Below are 16,365 nucleotides of genomic sequence, written 5' to 3'. Positions count from 1 at the left end.
TTGGTGAGTTATGGGGGATCTGCCCGGCGGTTAATAGTGTCCGCATACCGGACGGATATGGCGGGATGCCGCCGCTGGCGACTTTTCGTCAGCCTTTAAGCAGGTGCTCGGTAATCCGTCGGGAGAGTTGCTGCCCAACGCCGGTGACAGTTACACGCCACTGGCGGGATGTCGCCGAGAAAACAGTGGGGCCTTGGAACGGAGTGCGTTCCGAGGCCCCACTGCGGAATTTTGACATGTTCACATGTGGAAGCGATAAGTGCGCTCTGCCGCAGTGTTCTTGTCATAGACCGAGACGATCGCGTCGGCCACGTCCTGGGTGGTGATCGGCGCCAGGGTGCCGTCGCTCTTGCGGTACTGCGTCTTGTCGAAGGTGTTGCCGATCAGGGTGCCCAGCTGGTCGAGGTCCCACTTCGGCACGATGTTGCCCGAGGCGTCCGGGACCAGGGTGAGGGCCTTGGCCGCCACCGTCTTGCCGAACCGGAACTGCTTGGCGCCGGCGAAGATGGTCACGTTGCTGCTGGTGATCGTCTTGCCCAGGCCGTCCGCGGTCTGCTGCAGCGTCTGGGTGGCGACCTTGGGCTGAGCCGCCGTCACCGACAGGTTCACCGGGGCATCGGTCTTCCCGTCGGCCCGGTCCTGGTAGCTCTGCGCCACCTGGGTGACGGCGGTGCTGTCGTCCACGGCCTGCCCGGGCTGGCCGGGCACCACCACCGGGTCGCCGGTGTCGGAGAACTGGATGTAGCCCTCCTTCAGGCCCTGCGCCGAACCGGCCGACAGGCCGTCCAGCGCCGCCTTCAGCTTGGCCTGGTCGATGTGGACCACCGGCGGCACGTTCTTGCTGCCGCCGGTCAGTGACTGCAGCACGTCCGACGGGTTGTAGCTGTGCTTGGTCAGGCCGTCCACGGTGGCGGTGGTGTCGAAGCTGAGGCCGGCGGCGGTCGGATCCAGGGTGAGCGTCTGGTTGCCCAGCTTCAGCTGGATCGGCTGCTGCCCGATCTTGCCGACGGTGGCGTTCAGGGTGTGGATCGCCTGGTCGCGGCTGTTGCCGCCGATGTCGGTGCCGAGCACCTTGGTGCCGCGCGGCACGTCGGTCTGGTTGAGCATCAGGCCGGTGCCGTAGGCGGCCGCACCCAGGAAGAGCACCCCGCCGGCACCGGTGACCAGCAGCTTCTGGACCTTGGAGCGGCCCTTGGGCTTGGCCGCGGCCGGCTTCGGAGCAGCCGGCTTCGGCGCGGTCGGCGGCTCGGCGTCGGCGCCGGTCGGGCCGCCCGGCTCGCCCGGCAGCGAACTGCCCTGCGGGGCAGGGGAGTTCGGGAAGCCGGCGGCGGTGCCGTGGGGGTCGGGGTGGGGCCGGGGCGACCGGGGGCGGTCGGCTGCGCACCGTACAGGCCGGTCGGCGGCGGCCCGCCGGGTATCCGCCCGGGGGTCGGCCGGTCCTCGCCCGTGATCGGGTCGAAACCGCCGATCTGGGTGTCCTCCGGCTCGTCGGACGGTCGGCCCGGCTCGCCCGGGAACGGGGTGAGCGGCTGCTGCGGCCGGGCGAACCGGCCGGGGGCGCCCGGGGTGCCGGTGGGACGCGGCGTCGCGGTGGGCGCCGCGGCGGTGTTGAAAGGGTCGGCGGCGGGATGGGCGGGGCCGCCGTCACCCAGCGGGCCGCCCTGCGGGGCCGGCTCGCCGGAGAACGGCGCGGCGTTGCCCTGGGCCGGGCCGGGGAAGCCGCCCGCGCTGCCCGGCGCGCCCGCACCGAACGGCGGCATGCCCTGGGCGGGCGCGCCCGGTGCGGGCGCCCCTTGCGCCGGGGCCGCCGGGCCGGTGCCGAACGGGTCGCGGGGGCCGGTGGCGAACGGGTCGCGCGCACCGGTGTCGAACGGGTCGCGGGGGCCGGCGGCGAACGGGTCGTGGGCGCCGGCCGACGGGGGCACCTCGCCCCCAGCCTGGCGGCCGGGAGGTGCCCCCAGGCCGAAGGCCGGGGCAGGGTCGCCCGCCGGGCGCTGCTGCTGGTTCGGCGCCGCCGGGGGCTGCGCGGCGAACCGCGGGGTGCCGGCGGCCGGTGTGGCCGTGGTCGGCGCCGCCACCGGCTCCGGGCGCGACTTCTGCCGCGGCCGGAACCACTCGCCGGTCGACTCCGACTCCGAGGCCTCGGACTTCTTGCCCTGCGGGGCGCGCCACTGCGGCGGCAGGTCCGGCGGAGTGCTGGTGCGGCCACTGGAGTCCATCACGCCGAGCACCGGCGCGGCCGGCGGCGCCGAGCGGTGCCGGGGGCCTCCCCCAGCCTCCGGCCGGGAGGTGCCCCCATTACGCGCGGCCGGGGGCTCGGCGGCCGGGGGCTCGCCCGCGCCGCCGTCCTCCGGCTTGACGGCGCTGCGCACCACCACCGGCGGGATCGGCCGGGAGCCGGGGATGTTGATGGAGATCTTGGTGGTCAGCGTGGTTTCGGTCTTCGGGGTCTCCGGCTCCGGCTCCTGCGGGCCGCCCGGGGGGACGTCGAAGCCCGGGTTCCGGCCGAACGGGTCGAAGCCGCCGCCCAACCCCGGGATGCCATAAGGCGGTGTGCCCGACGGATAGGCGTCGCCTCCGCCCGCCCCGCGACGGGACGACGGGTGGGCGCTGTCAGATTCGCGGCTGCTCAATGCTGCTCTGCTCCGGGTTCGCGGCCGGACGGCTCGTCCGACGATGCTGCGGCACCACCATACTGGGAACGCCAGAGTGGCGAACTGCTTCCCTTAGAACCCGATACGTCCGGTTCCGTACCCCGAGCCTACGGGTAGTCAGTCCCGTTGGCGCGGGATGCCGAAGGCGTACGGCGCCCGGGTGGGCAGCAGTCCGACGCCGAGTCCGATGGCCAGTCCGCCCAGCAGGTAGGCGTACGAGGTGACTGCGGCGGACAGCACGAAATCGCCCTCCGGACGCGGCGCCAGCAGCACGAACATCACCAGCAGCCAGCCGACCAGACCCAGTGCCAGGCCGAGCTTGGTGCCGGTCAGCCGCATGCCCCCGTAGAAGACGGCCACGTTGCCCGCCAGCGCCAGCAGCAGGCCCCACGGGCTCCACAGAGCCTGCACGAAACAACCGCAGAGCGCGTCCAGCACGCCCAGCACGAAGACCAGCACGTACCAGGTGATGCGCAGCCGGCGCGGCGGCAGCGGCTCGGCCAGCCGCTGCGCCTGGGTGCCGAGCAGGGTGTGCAGCGGGTTCACCGGACCTCGACTCCTGCGAACAGGTCGCGCTCGGGGCGCGCCGACCCGGCCGGGCCGTGCACCAGTTGGTAGTACTCGTCGGCCAGCAGCGGCTGCCAGCGGTCGTTGCTGAGCGCGAAGAAGCCGCCGTCCACGGTGATCTGGGTGGCGTGCGCGCGCATCGCGGCGGCCTTGTGCCCGGCGTACCGCGCGCCGTCCAGTGCGGCGTCCACCAGCTCGTCCGGCACCACGCCCGGCACGTCCTGCTCGGCGGCGACCAGCGGGAACCGGGCGGCGGCCTGCTCCAGGCCGGCCAGCAGCACCGAGCGCGGCACCCTGGTCCAGTACACCTTGGTGATCCGCCAGGCCGGGCCCAGCTCCGGGCGCCAGTCGGGGTCGGCGGCCAGCTGGTGCGCGCGCATCGCCACCCGGTGCGCCTGGATGTGGTCGGGGTGGCCGTAGCCGCCGTGCTCGTCATAGGTGACCAGCACCTGCGGGCGGACCTCGCGGATCACCTCGACCAGGTGCCCGGCCGCCTCCGCCACGTCGGCCTGCCAGAAGCAGTCCGGGCGGTCGTTGTCGGGCACGCCCATCATCCCGGAGTCCCGGTACCGCCCGGGTCCGCCGAGGAACCGGAGGTCGGCCACCCCGAGCTCGCGCATCGCGGCGGTCAGCTCGCCGATCCGGTACTCGCCCAGGGAGTCGGTCCGGTCCGCCGCCAGCTCGGCCAGCTCGGGCGGGATCACCTCGCCGCCCTCGCCGAGGGTGCAGGTCACCAGGGTGACCTGGGCGCCCTCGGCGGCATAGCGGGCCATGGTGGCGCCGTTGCCGATCGACTCGTCGTCGGGGTGGGCGTGCACGAGCAGCAGGCGGCGGTCGGCAGCGGTCATGGAGGAGAGCCTAGACCGCGACCGCGGACGCTAGAGCTTCAGGCCATTGAGCATGCCCGCGAGGTTGCTGGTGACCTGCTGGATCGACGGGGCGATCGAGCTGGAGGCCAGGTAGAAGCCGAGCAGTGAGCAGATGATCGCGTGGGACATCTTGAGGCCGGAGCGGCGGATCATCACTACGACGATGACCAGCATCAGCACGGCTGCGGAGATGTTCAGAGCCATGGCGGCTCACACCCCTTTCCGGGTGCCGCCGCCCGGAGGACGGCGAAACGGTCGCTGCACCCAGGAATACCCGATGAGTGAGGTGCGCGTTACTTTCCGTGAGGCGTGACGGTTCGTGTCACAGGGTGCTGGAGGCCGTACCTGGGCCGGTGGGACGGGGTGTCGGGGCCCGCGCGAAACAGTTGCGCGCGCTGCGCCGAACGAGTGATCAGCAACACCGGGACCCCATAGGGTGCGGTCCATGACCACCAATGAGACCGCAGCCGACACCTTCCCCCGGCAGTACGCGCGGACCCTGCGCTACACCGTGGGGATGCCCCGCTCCTTCGCCGTGGCGCCGGACGGCTCCCGGGTCGTCTTCCTGCGCTCGCGGGGCGGCGGCGACCGGGCCAACCTGCTCTGGACCCTCGACCCGGCCGACGGCTCCGAGAAGGTCGCCGCCGACCCGGTGGCGCTGCTGGGCGGCGGCGAGGAGGACCTCTCGCCGGCCGAGCGGGCCCGCCGGGAGCGCAGCCGGGAGGGCGCGGCGGGCATCGTCGGCTATGCGCTGGACCAGGCCGGAGAGCTGGCCGCCTTCCCGCTCTCCGGCCGGCTCTTCGCGGCCGACCTGGTCGCCGGCGGGGTGCGCGAGCTGCCGGCCGCCGGTCCGGTGCTCGACCCGCGCCCCTCGCCGGACGGCCGCTGGGTGGCCTACCCGACCACCGCCGGCGTGCTGCGGCTGACCGCCGCCGACGGCAGCGGCGACCGCTCGCTGGTCGAGCCCGAGCAGCCCGGGATCACCTGGGGCCAGGCCGAGTTCATCGCCCAGGAGGAGATGCACCGGGACCGCGGGTACTGGTGGTCCCCGGCCGGAGACCGGCTGCTGGTCACCCGGGTGGACGAGGCGCCGGTGCGGCGCTGGTGGATCGCCGACCCGGCCAACCCGGGCAGCGTTCCCACCGAGGTCGCCTACCCGGCCGCCGGCACCCCCAACGCCGACGTCACCCTCTGGCTGGTCGACCTGGACGGCACCCGCACCGAAGTGGTCTGGGACCGGACCGCCTACCCCTACCTCGCCCGGGTGCACTGGTCGGCCGGCGGCCCGCCGCTGCTCCTGGTGCAGGCCCGCAGCCAGCGCGAGCAGCTGGTGCTGACGGTCGACCCGGCCACCGGCGCCACCGAGACCCTGGCCGTCGAGCGGGACGAGGCCTGGCTGGAGCTCTTCCACGGCGTGCCGGCCTGGACGGCGGACGGCCGGCTGCTGCGGATCAGCGACGCCCCGGGCCACCGGGCGCTGCTGGCCGGCGACACCGTGCTCACCGACGACACCCTGCACCTGCGCACGGTGCTCTCGGTCGGCGCCACCGAGGTGCTGGTCCAGGCGAGCGAGGGCGAGAGCGCCGAGACGGTCCCCGGCCTGACCGGCGTCTACGCGGTGCCGCTCGGGGAGGGCAAGCCGCGGCTGCTGCGCGAGGGCGGCGCGGTGGACGCGGTGCGCGGCGGTGCCGTGACGGTGCTCTCCTGGTCCTCGCTGGAGCGGGCCGGCCGTCGCACCGAGGTGCTGGTCGACGGCGCCCCGGCCGGTCACATCGTCACCTCGTACGCCGAGCGGCCGGTGCTGACGGCCCGTCCGGAGCTGCGCTGGGCCGGCGAGCGGCGGATCCCGGCGGCGGTGCTGCTGCCCACCGGCTACGACCGCGAGCGGGACGGCCTGCTGCCGGTGCTGATGGACCCGTACGGCGGGCCGCACGGCCAGATGGTGGTGCAGTCGCACGAGCGCTTCCTCAGCTCGCAGTGGTTCGCCGACCAGGGCTTCGCGGTGGTCGTGGCGGACGGGCGCGGCACCCCGGGCCGCAGCCCGGCCTGGGAGAAGTCGGTCGCCGGCGACCTGGCCAAGCCACCCGTCGAGGACCAGGTGGCGGCGCTGCACGCGCTCGCCGAGGAGTTCCCGCTGGACCTCGACCGGGTGGCGATCCGCGGCTGGTCGTTCGGCGGCTACCTGGCCGGCATGGCCGTGCTGCACCGCCCGGACGTGTTCCACGCGGCCGTGGCCGGCGCCCCGGTGACCGATGTGGCGCTGTACGACACCCACTACCAGGAGCGCTACCTCGGCCTGCCCCAGGAGCACCCCGAGCGCTACCGGGAGCACTCGCTGATCGAGTACGCGGCCAAGCTGGAGCGCCCGCTGATGCTCGTGCACGGCCTGGCCGACGACAACGTGGTGGTCGCGCACACCCTGCGGCTCTCCTCGGCGCTGCTGGCCGCCGGCCGCCCGCACACCGTGCTGCCGCTCTCCGGGGTCACCCACATGACCCCGCAGGAGCAGGTCGCGGAGAACCTGCTGCTGCTCCAGGTGGCATTCCTCAAGGACGCCCTCGGCATGCCTGCCTGACGTCCCTGACCTGCGTGATCGTCACGTCCTCGGCATGACATCCGTCATGCCGGGGACACGACCGCCCACACTGCCGGGCACCCCCGCCCGTGCGGGACTCTTGTTCCCGTCGCCAGGGACGAGCGAGAGGACGGGGACGAGATGAGCGGGGAAGTGGCCGCCTTCCGGCAGGTCAGCAAGAGCTACGGCAAGGTCAAGGCGGTGAACGGCCTGGACCTGACGCTGTACCCGGGCCAGACGGTGGCCCTGCTCGGCCCGAACGGCGCCGGCAAGTCCAGCAGCCTTGACCTGCTGCTCGGACTGCGCGAGCCCGACCAGGGCACCGTCACCCTGTTCGGCGGCAGCCCGCGGGCCGCGATCGAGGCCGGCCGGGTCGGCGCGATGCTGCAGAGCGGCGGCCTGATGTCCGACGTCAAGGTCCGCGAGCTGGTCCAGCTCGCCTGCGACGTGCACCCGCGCGGCCACAAGCCGGCCGAGGTGCTGCGCGAGGCCGGCATCGAGGAGATCGCCGACCGCCGGGTGGACAAGCTCTCCGGCGGCCAGGAGCAGCGGGTCCGGTTCGCGCTGGCGATCGCCGGGGCCAACGACCTGATCGTGCTGGACGAGCCGACCACCGGCATGGACGTCTCGGTCCGCCAGCAGTTCTGGGCCGCCATGCGCGCCCAGGCCGACCAGGGCCGCACCGTGCTGTTCGCCACCCACTACCTGGAGGAGGCCGACTCGATCGCCGACCGGGTGCTGGTGCTGCACCGCGGCCGGCTGCTCGCCGACGGCTCCTCGGCCGACATCAAGGCCCGGGCCGGCGCCCGCCGGGTCAGCTTCGAACTGCACGCCGCGGACGGCTTCGTGGACGAGACCGAGCTGCGCGCCCTGCCGGGCCTGACCTCACTCGACGTCAGCGGCTCGGCCGACGGGGTGCGCACCGTGCGGATCCGTGCCATGGACGCGGACGCGCTGGTCGCCGGCCTCTACCGCTCGGGCTGGTACCCGCGCGGCATCGAGGTCACCAGCCTGGGCCTGGAGCAGGCCTTCCTGACCATCACCGAGGCCGCCGAGGCGACCGAGTCCGCGCTGGAGAACGTGCGATGAAGACCCTGATCAAGCTGGAGATCCTGCGCACCCTGCGCAACAAGCGCTATGTGTTCTTCACCGTGCTCTACCCGTCGCTGATGTACTTCTTCTTCATCAACGCCAACCACTCGATGCCGGGCGGGGTCAGCGCCAAGAGCTACTTCATGGTCTCGATGGCCACCTTCGGCGCGGTCGGCGCGGTGCTCACCGGCAGCGCGCAGCGGATCTCGCTGGAGCGGAAGTCCGGCTGGACCCGGCAGCTGCGGCTGACCGCGCTGCCCGGGCGGGCCTATGCCACCGCCAAGATCTGCGCCAGCGCGGTCACCACGCTGCCGTCCATCCTGGTGCTGTTCGCGCTCGGCGCGGCCGAGGGCGTCAAGCTCGGCGCCGGCCAGTGGCTGGGCCTGGTCGGGGTGCTCTGGGCGGGCAGCTTCGTGTTCGCGGCGCTCGGGGTGGCGCTCGGCTACGCGGCCGAGCCCAACGCGGTGCAGCCGATCGTGATGATCACCTACATGGTGCTGTCGGTGCTCGGCGGTACCTGGTACCCGATCAGCGGCAGCCTGAAGAACGTCGCCAAGTTCGACCCGGTCTACCTGTACAACCAGCTCGCCGCCTTCATCCGGCCGGGCAACGGCTTCGACACCGGCTCCGCGCTGGGCCTGGCCGGCTTCCTGGTGGTCTTCGTGGTCGCCGCCTCCTACCTGTACCGCCGGGACACCCGGCAGGCATGATGAGCACCATGACGCGCACCTCCCTGGACCAGTCGGCACCGGCCCGGGAGAGCCGTCCGACCGACCGGCCGACCGCGCTGCTCGCGCGGCCGGCCGTCAGCGATCGGCAGCACGTGCCCGGCGCCCCGGCGGAGACCCGCCGGCAGCTGCTGGTGAAGGTCTGCTGGATGCTGCTGTGGATGTTCTACCTGGTCTATCCGATCAAGGATCTGGCCAGTGGCAGGCACGGCACGGTCGGCACGGTGCTCGGCGCGCTGGCGCTGGCGGGGTTCCTCGGCGGCTACCTCAGCCTGGTGATCTTCCGTTCGATGAACGGGGACTGGTGGCGCGGCACCTATCCGATGGTGGCCGTGATGCTGGGGCTGGCCCTGGCCACCTCGTTCGGCCTGGGCGGCGAGTGGCTGGGGCTGTTCACCTACCTGTCGGTCGCGGTCGGCGCGGTGCTGCCGCCGCGGTATGCGATGGCCGGCGTGCTCGCGGCCACCGGTCTGCTGCTGGTGGTCGCGCTGCTCCTGCACACCACGTCCGACGAGCTCGGCGCGCTGGTGCTGCCGACCTTCCTGAGCGGCGCCGCGATGACCGGCCTGCAGCGGCTGGTCCACACCATGCGGGAGCTGCGCGAGGCCCGCGAGGTGGCGGCCCATCTGGCGGCGGCCGAGGAGCGCCTGCGGCTGGCCCGGGACATGCACGACCTGCTCGGGCACTCGCTGTCGCTGATCACCCTGAAGAGCGAGCTGGCCGGCCGGTTCATGGACGCCGGCAAGGACGAGCAGGCCCGGTCCCAGGTGGCCGACATCGAGCAGGTGGCCCGCCAGTCGCTGACCGACGTGCGCTCCGCGATCACCGGCTACCGCAAGCCCAGCCTCTCGGTGGAGCTGGCCGCCGCCCGCACCGCGCTGGCCACCACCGGCGTCACCCTGGAGGCCCCCTCCACGCTCACCGAGGAGCACCCGGGGCTGGGCGGTGCGGAGGCCGAGACCCTCGCCTGGGCGCTGCGCGAGGCGGTCACCAACGTGGTCCGGCACGCCGAGGGCGCCACCCTGTGCACCGTGGCGCTGGACGAGACCTGGGACGGCGACGGCGCCCGGTTCGCCGTGCTGGAGGTCGCCGACAACGGGCGCGGTCCCGGCAAGTCCGGCCCGGGCAACGGGCTGACCGGCTTGGACGAGCGCCTGGCCCTGGTCGGCGGCCGGCTGGAGACGGCGCCGGGCCGGCACGGCAAGGGCTTCGCGGTCCGGGCCATGGTCCCGCTGGGGTTGGCGGCCACGCACAGGCCCTAAGCTGCGGCGACATGAGTGATGATCAGGTGCGGGTGCTGCTCGCCGAGGACCAGTCGATGGTGCGTGAGGCACTGGCCGCGCTGCTCTCGCTGGAGGGCGACATCGAAGTGGTCGCACAGGTCTCCCGGGGCGACGAGGTGCTGCCGGCGGTGCTGGAGCACCGGGTGCAGGTCGCGGTGCTGGACATCGAGATGCCCGGGATGACCGGGATCGAGGCAGCCGCCCTGGTGAAGCGGCAGAGCCCGGCGACCAAGGTGGTGATCGCCACCACCTTCGGCCGGCCGGGCTATCTGCGCCGGGCGATGGAGTCCGGGGCCGACGCCTTCCTGGTCAAGGACGCGCCGGCGGCCCAGCTGGCGGAGGCGGTGCGCCGGGTACTGCGCGGTGAGCGGGTGATCGATCCGACGCTGGCCGCCGCCGCGCTGGCCGAGGGCGCCAATCCGCTGACCGGGCGCGAGCAGGACGTGCTGGCGGCTGCTTCCGACGGTGCGGTGAACGCCGAGATCGCCCGCCGGCTGCACCTGTCCGAGGGCACCGTGCGCAACTACCTCTCGATGGCGATCCAGAAGACCGGGGCCCGCAACCGGGCCGAGGCGGTGCGCGTCGCCAAGGACAAGGGCTGGCTCTGAACGGCCCATGTGCGCGGGTCAGTTGAGGCGGTGCCGGGCGGCCCGGGCGTCCTGCCGCACCCGGGCGGCCGAGTCCGGGTCGAAGGCGTCCAGGATCTGGGCGTAAGCGTCCATCTCGGCCGCCCCGCCCAGGAAGTCGCCGGTTCGCACCAGCAACTCGGCTCGTTCCAGGCGTAGTTGGGCCGGATGGCGGGGGAGCAGCAGGGAGAGCTCGGTGGCCCACAGCTGGGTCCTGGCGTGCTCCGGGCGCTCGGCGGCCCAGGCGCGGATGTTGCCGAGCACCCGCAGCGTGATGTCCAGCGGCAGGGCCGGGGTGAGCAGCTCCGGCGTGAACTTGTGCCCGGCCGCCACCACGATCGCCGCCGCGTCCTGCGAGGAGAGCAGCCGGCCGCCGTGGAACGGGTCGGCCAGCACGTACTCGTCGCCGGGCTCGGGCGCCCCGACCGCGACGATGAAGTGCCCCGGCAGCGCGATCCCGTGCACCGTCAGCCCGGCCCGGGCCGCCACCGCCGACCAGACCAGCGAGAGCATGATCGGCAGCCCGCGGCGGCGCCGCAGCACCTCGGGCAGCAGCGAGGACTCCAGCCGCTTGTAGTCGGACTGTCGGCCGTGGAACCGCTCGCGCCCGCCCAGCACCGCGGCCAGCAGCGCCGCGGTCTCCTCCGGGGAGGTCGGCCGGCGCTCGGCCACGGCACGCCGCACCGCGGCCGCGTGCCGGTCCAGGGCCGCCCGGCAGGCGGCCTCCAGCTCCGCCAGGGTCGGCGCCGGTTCGTCCTCCGGCAGGCCGGGGCCGGCCAGGGTGTGCTCGGCGGCGGCCAGCACGCAGAGCAGCACCGGGTCGGGCTGCTCGGACCTGGCCTCGGTGCGGAAGCGGGCTCTGCTCTGCTCGGTCACGGTGGCTGCGCTGGCTTTCGTGTGCGGCACGGGGTGCGTCAGGCGGTGCTGCTTCGGTGATGCTACGGCGGGAACCTACGACGACTGCTACGCCTGGGGAAGACGCAGGTAGTGGTAAGTGTGACTGGTGCTGAAGCCCAGGCCGTCGTAGAGCGCGTTCGCGGCGTCGTTGTCGGCCTCCACCTGCAGGTAGGCGCCCCGGGCGCGCTCCTCGGCGGCCCGTGCGGCGAGCACCGCCATGACCGCGCGGGCCAGCCCCCGGCGGCGGGCCCGCGGCTGCACCTCGACCGCCCCGAAGTGCGCCCACGCACCGTCGATGACGCACCGTCCGATGGCCAGCGGCTGCGCGCCGTCCGGGTCGGGCACGGTGGCGAACCAGACCGAGGGACCGCCGTGCAGCACCTGCTGGGCGGCGTCCGCGGCCGTCTCGCCGTCCTCGAACCGGTGGTACACCGCCAGCCAGTCGGCGTCCGCGGTGCGGGACAGCCGCACCAGTTCCTGCCCCGGCACCGGGCGGGCCAGCGGGGCCAGCGGCGCGGTCCGCACCAGCGTGGGGGTGACGTTCCCCCAGCCTTCGGCCGGGAGGTGCCCCCATTCGCTCCGCTCGCCCAGCTCGTCCAGTTCCGCGATCAGCGCCGGGTCGGTGCCGGGCACCGTGACCTCGACCCAGGCGGGCAGCGCGCGGGCCGCGTACCAGGCGCGCACCCGGTCCAGCGCGGCCGGCCGCGGCAGGCCCGGATCGCCCAGCAGCTGGGCCGAGTTGGCCCGCTTGGTGAAGCCCCCGGCGGCGCGCAGCGTCCAGTCGCCCAGCTGTTCCCGCTCGGCGGCCGGCCAGCTGTCGGCGGCCAGCCGCTGCAGCTCGACCGGCCCGGCCTGCGGCTGCTCGCCGCGCCGGGCCGGGAACAACGGCACCACTTTGCCGGCCACCAGCCGGTCCAGCGGGATCCGGGTCTCGGAGCAGTCCCGGCCGATCACCGTCAGCTCATGATCGTTCCATGATGTGAGCACGCCGATCACATCGCGGAACACCGGGCGGCCGGTGGCGGGGTCAGCCGGGGTTTCCAGTCGCCGCACCGAGACCCGTCGTCCCACGTCAGAGCGGTCTATGCGGATCTCGGCCAGTCCGCCGTCCGGAAACTGGCTGGTGCTCAAAGGGACCTCCGGTGCATTTGTAGGCTCTGACCCGCGATACTAGGGGCGGGCATCGACGACGCCGCGCGTACCCGCGCACGCAAGCAGATAGTTTGGGCACCGGCCCATCCGAGGAGGAACGACAGCGTGACCTACGTCATCGCGCAGCCTTGTGTCGACGTCAAGGACAAGGCGTGCATCGAAGAGTGCCCGGTTGACTGCATCTACGAGGGCAGCCGCTCTCTGTACATCCACCCGGATGAGTGCGTCGACTGCGGCGCCTGTGAGCCGGTCTGCCCGGTCGAGGCGATCTTCTACGAGGACGACACTCCGGAGGAGTGGAAGGACTACTACAAGGCGAACGTCGAGTTCTTCGACGAGCTCGGTTCGCCCGGTGGCGCCTCGAAGCTGGGCCTGATCGAGCGGGACCACCCGTTCATCGCGGCCCTGCCGCCGCAGAACGCCGAGCACTGACGATCGGTGGCAGCTGACCAGTGAGCACCACTGACGCACCGCGCGCGCCGTTCCCGGGCCACCCGGGGGCGGCGCGCCGCGTATCCGACCGGCTCCCGGCCTTCCCCTGGGACAAGCTGGAGCCGTACAAGGCCACCGCGCTGGCCCACCCGGGCGGGCTCTGCGACTTCTCCGTCGGCACCCCGGTCGACCCGGTGCCGGAGCTGATCCAGAAGGCCCTGGCCGGCGCCAGCGACGCGCCCGGCTACCCCACCGTCTGGGGTCCGCTGGAGCTGCGCGAGGCGATCGCCGGGTGGCTGAACCGGCGCTGCGGGGCCGAGATCGGCCCGGCCGCGGTGCTGCCGACCATCGGCTCCAAGGAACTGGTGGCCTGGCTGCCCGGCCAGCTCGGCCTCGGCCCCGGCGACCAGGTCGCCTACCCGCGGCTGGCCTACCCCACCTACGAGGTGGGCGCCCGGCTCTGCGGCGCCGAGCCGGTGGCGTACGAGAACGTGGACGAGCTGGACCCGGCCCGGGTCCGGCTGCTCTGGCTCAACTCGCCCGGCAACCCGACCGGCCGGGTGCTGACGGCCGACCAGCTGCGCGAGGCGGTCGCCTGGGCGCGCCGCCACGGCGCGCTGCTGGTCAGCGACGAGTGCTACCTGGAGCTGGGCTGGGAGGCCGAGCCGGTCTCGGTGCTGCGCGCCGACGTCTGCGGCGGCTCGCACGAGGGCCTGCTGGCGGTGCACTCGCTCTCCAAGCGGTCCAACCTGGCCGGCTACCGGGCCTCCTTCGTGGCGGGCGACCCGGTCGTGGTGCGCGAGCTGCTGGAGATCCGCAAGCACGGCGGCATGATCGTGCCGGCCCCGGTGCAGGCCGCGACCATCGCTGCGCTCGGCGACGACAGCCACGTCACCGAGCAGCGCGCCCGGTACGCGGCCCGGCGGGCGGCGCTGCGCGAGGCGCTGCTGGCGGCCGGCTTCCGGATCGAGCACTCCGAGGCCAGCCTCTACCTCTGGGCGACCAGGGACGAGCCCTGCTGGGACACCGTGGCGCACCTGGCGGAGCGCGGCATCCTGGTGGCGCCCGGGGACTTCTACGGCCCGGCGGGCGACAGCTTCGTCCGGGTGGCGTTCACCGCGACCGACGAGCGGGTGGCGGCGGCGGTGGCACGGCTCAAGGGCTGACGTCCCGGCAAGACGTTCCGGCAAGACGTTCCGACAAGCAGACGGCCCCGGGCCGGAGGGAGCTCCCTCCGACCCGGGGCCGCTGTCATGGCCGCGCGGGCTCAGCCCACCGACGGCAGGTGGTGCAGGGCGTTGGTCACCCCGCCGCCCAGCGAGGTGGCCAGGCCGCTCACGCCGCTCAGGTCGGGCAGGCTGCTCAGCCGGTGGGTGGCGCCGGTGGCCTGGGCCGCCAGGGCGGTCAGATGGGCGGCGTCCACGGCCTCGGCGGGGTGCGTCAGGTCGGTGGCGGGCACCGCGTGGGCCAGCTGGTCGGCGGCGGTCAGGTGGCCGGCCAGCCCGTGGGTGGCGGGCGCCACGTCGGCCAGCTTGGCGGCGCTGGGCACCGCCTGGGTGAGCTGCTGGGTGCTGGGCGTCGAGGACAGGTCGCTGGTGGGCAGCGCGCCGGTCAGGTGGTCGGGGTTCGGCAGCGCGCTGACCAGGCGGTCCTGGGTGGGCAGCTGGGTGGTCAGGCCGCTGGCGGCCGGGACCTGCTGGGTCAGGTGGTGGGCGGCGCCGAGCGGGTTGGTCAGGGCGTCGCCGCTCACCAGCTTGTCGACGCCCGTGACGCTGGGCATCGCGGGGGCGTGCGGCGCCGCCGGCTGGCCGACGCCGAACGGCATCGAGCGCGGCGCGGCGCCGGGCAGCAGGTGGCCCAGCGGGGTCAGCCGGGACACCTTGCCCAGGGTGTTGGCCAGCGGGCCGCTGCCGTTGGTGGTGGCGCTGGTGAGGGCCGCGCCGGGGTCGGCCACGGTCCGGGCGGCGTCCTCGGTGCTGGGCAGGGTCTGGGCGGCCGCCATGCCGGCGAGGTCGGCCGTCGCCGGGAGGGCGGTGGCGGCCAGCACCGAGCCGGTCTTGCCGAGCGCCTGGCCGACCTGGTGGGCCTCCCCCTTGACGGTCGAGGACGAGGTGACGCCGTCCAGCTTGCTGATGCCGGCGCCGAGGTCGGTGCCCTTGGGCATCAGGTCGGCTGCGGACGCCGCCCCGGCGGCGGCCAGCGGGGTCGCCCCGGCGGCGACCAGCAGCGCGGCCCGCGCGATCCGGCGGGAGAGGGGGAGGGACATGGTGCTCCTAAACGAGTGACGGGACGACAGTCCGCCGGGGCGGACGCCGTGGATACCGCGTCAGGAGCGAGAAGGTTTCGCGGGGCATGCCAGGGTTCACCCGCCGGAGGGGCATCCGGGTGAACCCTTGTCGTTTCCGGTTGACGGCCCGTCAATGGACGGGCCGCAGACGGGTCACTTCTTGGCGTTGGGCATGCCCATGGTGATCAGCACCTTGTCGGTGCCGGACCCGTTCGCCTGGGTCTGCCAGCCGGAGGCGGAGGAGTCCACCCGCCAGATCTTGCCGTCGTAGCGGACCGTGCCGATGCCCACCTCCTCGGCGTTCGCCACCGCCCACTGGGCCACCGCCCAGCCGCTCTGCCGCTGGGCATCGGCGCCGGTGTCGGTGTTGGCCGCCGGGTCCGGGGTGAGCGCCAGCGCGGTGCCGGCCACCTTGGGGTCGGCCGCGCCGGCCGGCGCCGGGCCGAGGGTGACGGTGCGTCCGAACTCGGCCCGCAGCCGGTCGGTCAGCTGCTGCTGGCCGGTCAGCGAGCTCTGGGAGACCGGGGTCGCCGCGTCGGTGGCGGCGCTGCTCGGGCTGGTCAGCAGGGCCGGGTCGATCTGCAGGAACTGGTGCACCGTGCAGCTGAACGCGCCCGGCGCGCGGCCGGTCAGCGCCTCGGCCAGCGCGGTGGCGTGCGACTCGTGCTTGGCGTAGGCACCGGGGTAGGCGCTGTGCTGCACCGCCTGGGCCGCGTCGGTGAGCGACATCCGGGCGTAGCCCTGCACCTTGACCAGGGCGTCCAGGAACTTGTTGGTCGCGTAGACCGGGTCCTGGATCTGCTGGGCGGTGCCCCAGCCCTGCGAGGGCCGCTGCTGGAAGAGGCCGACCGAGTCGCGGTCGCCGCCGTCCAGGTTGCGCAGCTTGGACTCCTGCAGCGCGGTGGCCAGCGCGATGGTCAGGGCGCGCTCCGGCAGGCCGCGGGAGATGCTGACGGCCGCGATGGTGGCCGCGTTCTCCCCCTGGTCGAGGTCCATGGTGATCGGCTTGCCGCCGGCCGGGGTGACCTCGCAGCCCTCGGCACTGGCCGCGTTGTGGCTGCGGCTCCACAGCACCAGGCCCGCGACCACTGCTCCGATCACCAGCAGCGAGACCAGCACCCAGCGCAGCGGCCGTCGCCGGCGGCCACCGGCCGCCTCCTCCTCCATGGCCACTGCGGCCCCTCTCACCTCGGGATGTCTGAA

At 73.8% G+C, this 16,365-nt stretch carries 16 protein-coding genes; 7 read left to right on the top strand and 9 right to left on the bottom strand.

Annotated elements, in window-relative coordinates; all coding sequences use genetic code 11:
• Window positions 1-240 precede the first annotated feature (240 nt).
• The 5 genes from E6W39_RS16825 to E6W39_RS16805 form a co-directional block, all read right to left on the bottom strand.
• Window positions 241-1,146, bottom strand: coding sequence for a peptidoglycan binding domain-containing protein (locus tag E6W39_RS16825; RefSeq protein WP_141634211.1), 906 nt, complete (start codon window positions 1,144-1,146; stop codon window positions 241-243).
• The gene (locus E6W39_RS16820; protein WP_141634210.1) at window positions 1,107-2,531 is read right to left on the bottom strand and encodes a hypothetical protein; all 1,425 of its coding nucleotides are present in this window, start codon (window positions 2,529-2,531) and stop codon (window positions 1,107-1,109) included. The genes E6W39_RS16825 and E6W39_RS16820 overlap by 40 nt, the downstream gene beginning before the upstream one ends.
• 240 nt (window positions 2,532-2,771) lie before the next feature.
• Entirely contained in the window at window positions 2,772-3,200 is a 429-nt protein-coding gene (locus tag E6W39_RS16815; protein WP_141634209.1) for a DUF6113 family protein, read from the bottom strand.
• Window positions 3,197-4,069, bottom strand: coding sequence for an N-acetyl-1-D-myo-inositol-2-amino-2-deoxy-alpha-D-glucopyranoside deacetylase (gene mshB / locus E6W39_RS16810; protein ID WP_141634208.1), 873 nt, complete (start codon window positions 4,067-4,069; stop codon window positions 3,197-3,199). Before mshB ends, E6W39_RS16815 begins: the two co-directional genes overlap by 4 nt.
• 30 nt (window positions 4,070-4,099) lie before the next feature.
• Window positions 4,100-4,294, bottom strand: a complete 195-nt coding sequence (locus tag E6W39_RS16805) for a DUF2304 family protein (protein WP_101382066.1) — start codon at window positions 4,292-4,294, stop codon at window positions 4,100-4,102.
• Between the two features lie 241 nt (window positions 4,295-4,535).
• On the opposite strand from E6W39_RS16805, the gene E6W39_RS16800 reads away from it, so the two are divergent.
• From E6W39_RS16800 to E6W39_RS16780, 5 genes are all read left to right on the top strand, one after another.
• Window positions 4,536-6,665 carry a S9 family peptidase gene (locus E6W39_RS16800; protein ID WP_141634207.1) on the top strand — a complete coding sequence of 710 codons (2,130 nt, stop codon included), beginning with the start codon at window positions 4,536-4,538 and terminating at the stop codon, window positions 6,663-6,665.
• A gap of 141 nt (window positions 6,666-6,806) precedes the next feature.
• The gene (locus E6W39_RS16795; protein ID WP_141634206.1) at window positions 6,807-7,754 is read left to right on the top strand and encodes an ABC transporter ATP-binding protein; all 948 of its coding nucleotides are present in this window, start codon (window positions 6,807-6,809) and stop codon (window positions 7,752-7,754) included.
• A complete protein-coding gene (locus E6W39_RS16790; protein ID WP_141634205.1) occupies window positions 7,751-8,467 on the top strand; it encodes an ABC transporter permease in 717 nt (238 codons plus the stop codon). Before E6W39_RS16795 ends, E6W39_RS16790 begins: the two co-directional genes overlap by 4 nt.
• A gap of 8 nt (window positions 8,468-8,475) precedes the next feature.
• Window positions 8,476-9,747, top strand: a complete 1,272-nt coding sequence (locus E6W39_RS16785; protein ID WP_141634204.1) for a sensor histidine kinase — start codon at window positions 8,476-8,478, stop codon at window positions 9,745-9,747.
• A gap of 11 nt (window positions 9,748-9,758) precedes the next feature.
• Window positions 9,759-10,376: a response regulator transcription factor gene (locus tag E6W39_RS16780; protein ID WP_141634203.1), complete on the top strand. Its 618-nt coding sequence runs from the start codon at window positions 9,759-9,761 to the stop codon at window positions 10,374-10,376.
• An 18-nt stretch (window positions 10,377-10,394) separates the two neighbouring features.
• On the opposite strand, the gene E6W39_RS16775 is transcribed toward E6W39_RS16780, so the two are convergent.
• Both E6W39_RS16775 and E6W39_RS16770 read right to left on the bottom strand, forming a co-directional pair.
• On the bottom strand, window positions 10,395-11,270 hold the full coding sequence (locus E6W39_RS16775; protein WP_141634202.1) for a transglutaminase family protein: 876 nt from the start codon (window positions 11,268-11,270) through the stop codon (window positions 10,395-10,397).
• Between the two features lie 87 nt (window positions 11,271-11,357).
• Window positions 11,358-12,422 carry a GNAT family N-acetyltransferase gene (locus E6W39_RS16770; RefSeq protein WP_181799297.1) on the bottom strand — a complete coding sequence of 355 codons (1,065 nt, stop codon included), beginning with the start codon at window positions 12,420-12,422 and terminating at the stop codon, window positions 11,358-11,360.
• A gap of 126 nt (window positions 12,423-12,548) precedes the next feature.
• Between E6W39_RS16770 and fdxA the strand changes: the two genes are divergently transcribed.
• Together fdxA and dapC are read left to right on the top strand one after the other, a co-directional pair.
• Window positions 12,549-12,875, top strand: coding sequence for a ferredoxin (gene fdxA, locus E6W39_RS16765; protein ID WP_101382073.1), 327 nt, complete (start codon window positions 12,549-12,551; stop codon window positions 12,873-12,875).
• Between the two features lie 20 nt (window positions 12,876-12,895).
• On the top strand, window positions 12,896-14,041 hold the full coding sequence (dapC, locus tag E6W39_RS16760; RefSeq protein WP_141634201.1) for a succinyldiaminopimelate transaminase: 1,146 nt from the start codon (window positions 12,896-12,898) through the stop codon (window positions 14,039-14,041).
• A 101-nt stretch (window positions 14,042-14,142) separates the two neighbouring features.
• Here the strand turns inward: dapC and E6W39_RS44180 are convergent, their stop codons facing one another.
• Window positions 14,143-15,141 (bottom strand): hypothetical protein, encoded by a 999-nt coding sequence (locus tag E6W39_RS44180; RefSeq protein ID WP_141634200.1) that lies wholly within the window; start codon window positions 15,139-15,141, stop codon window positions 14,143-14,145.
• Between the two features lie 174 nt (window positions 15,142-15,315).
• Window positions 15,316-16,350 (bottom strand): hypothetical protein, encoded by a 1,035-nt coding sequence (locus E6W39_RS16750; RefSeq protein ID WP_228718188.1) that lies wholly within the window; start codon window positions 16,348-16,350, stop codon window positions 15,316-15,318.
• Between the last annotated feature and the right edge of the window lie 15 nt (window positions 16,351-16,365).

Source organism: Kitasatospora acidiphila, from assembly GCF_006636205.1.
GTDB lineage: Bacteria > Actinomycetota > Actinomycetes > Streptomycetales > Streptomycetaceae > Kitasatospora > Kitasatospora acidiphila.
Note: the sequence above shows the minus strand (reverse complement) of the source record. Positions and strands in the feature narration are given on the sequence as shown.

Coding starts and splice junctions, on each gene's coding strand:
- mshB (WP_141634208.1), bottom strand. CDS start 4,069: ATGACCGCTGCCGACCGCCGCCTGCTGCTCGTGCACGCCCACCCCGAC.
- E6W39_RS16805 (WP_101382066.1), bottom strand. CDS start 4,294: ATGGCTCTGAACATCTCCGCAGCCGTGCTGATGCTGGTCATCGTCGTA.
- E6W39_RS16800 (WP_141634207.1), top strand. CDS start 4,536: ATGACCACCAATGAGACCGCAGCCGACACCTTCCCCCGGCAGTACGCG.
- E6W39_RS16795 (WP_141634206.1), top strand. CDS start 6,807: ATGAGCGGGGAAGTGGCCGCCTTCCGGCAGGTCAGCAAGAGCTACGGC.
- E6W39_RS16790 (WP_141634205.1), top strand. CDS start 7,751: ATGAAGACCCTGATCAAGCTGGAGATCCTGCGCACCCTGCGCAACAAG.
- E6W39_RS16785 (WP_141634204.1), top strand. CDS start 8,476: ATGACGCGCACCTCCCTGGACCAGTCGGCACCGGCCCGGGAGAGCCGT.
- E6W39_RS16780 (WP_141634203.1), top strand. CDS start 9,759: ATGAGTGATGATCAGGTGCGGGTGCTGCTCGCCGAGGACCAGTCGATG.
- E6W39_RS44180 (WP_141634200.1), bottom strand. CDS start 15,141: ATGTCCCTCCCCCTCTCCCGCCGGATCGCGCGGGCCGCGCTGCTGGTC.